Raw genomic sequence first — 1,166 nt, 5'->3', positions numbered from 1 at the left:
CTGGCCCAGGCCTTCGCGGCGGAGCTGGCAGCGCTGGTCGCACTGTGCGGCGCGCCGGGAGCGGGCGGCCTGACGCCGTCGGACGTGCCGCTCGCTGGTCTGAGCCAGGCGGAGTTGGATGCGCTGCCGGTGCCGGCGGCGGAGGTGGAGGACCTGTACCCGCTGTCGCCGATGCAGCAGGGGATGCTGTTCCACAGCCTGCAGGTGCCGGAGCTGTATGTGACGCAGATCCGGGTGGATGTGGACGGGCTGGATGCCGGCCGCTTCGGCCGGGCCTGGGAGGCGGCGGTGGAGGCTCATGCGATCCTGCGCACCGGCTTCCTGTGGCAGGGCGACAAGCCGCTGCAACTGGTGCGGCGGCGTGTGCCGTCGCCGGTGGAGCGGCTGGACTGGCGCGGCAAGCCGGATCTGGACGGGGCGCTGACCGAGCTTGCGGCGTCTGACCGGGCACGGGGCTTCGACCTGGCCACGCCGCCGCTGCTGCGGGTGCTGCTGGTGCGGGTGGCGGAGGAGCGGCACCGGCTGATCCTGACCAGCCATCACCTGCTCTTGGACGGCTGGAGCACGTCGCGGCTGATCGGCGAGGTGCTGACGCGGTACCACGGCACGGCCCCGGCCGTATCGGCGGGCCGGTACCGGGACTACATCGCCTGGCTCGCCGGGCGGGACCAGGCGGCGGACCGCAGCTTCTGGCGGGAGCGTCTGTCCGGTGTTGAGGAGCCGACGCTGCTGGCCTCGGCGCTGCCGGCGCCGGAGGCGCAGCCAGGGCACGACAGCGCCCGGCTGCGGCTGGACGGTACGGCGACGGAGGCGCTGAAGGCCTTCGCCCGCCGTGAGCACGTGACCCTGAACACGGTGCTGCAGGGGGCGTGGGCGCTGCTGCTGTCGCGGAGCACGGGGCAGCGTCGGGTGGTGTTCGGGGCGACGGTGTCGGGGCGTCCGGCGGAGTTGCGGGATGCCGAGGCCATGATGGGGCTGTTCATCAACACCCTGCCGGTGGCGCCGGCGCTGGACCCGGCCCGGAGGGTCGGGGACTGGCTGCGGGAGCTGCAGGCGGAGAATGCGGCGCTGCGCGAGCACGAGCACACGCCCTTGTACGAGATCCAGGGCTGGGCGGGTCAGGGCGGGCGGTCGCTGTTCGACACGCTTCTGGTGTTCGAGAACTA

At 73.2% G+C, this 1,166-nt stretch carries 1 protein-coding gene; it reads left to right on the top strand.

Features of this window, described 5'->3' with window-relative positions; genetic code table 11:
- Positions 1-1,166 (top strand): condensation domain-containing protein (locus ACTOWL_RS37905; protein WP_441326473.1); only part of this gene is annotated, 1,166 nt, incomplete at both ends.

The sequence above is a fragment of the Inquilinus sp. CA228 genome (genome assembly GCF_052078665.1).
Lineage (GTDB): Bacteria > Pseudomonadota > Alphaproteobacteria > DSM-16000 > Inquilinaceae > Inquilinus.
This window is presented reverse-complemented; position numbering and strand designations above follow the sequence as displayed.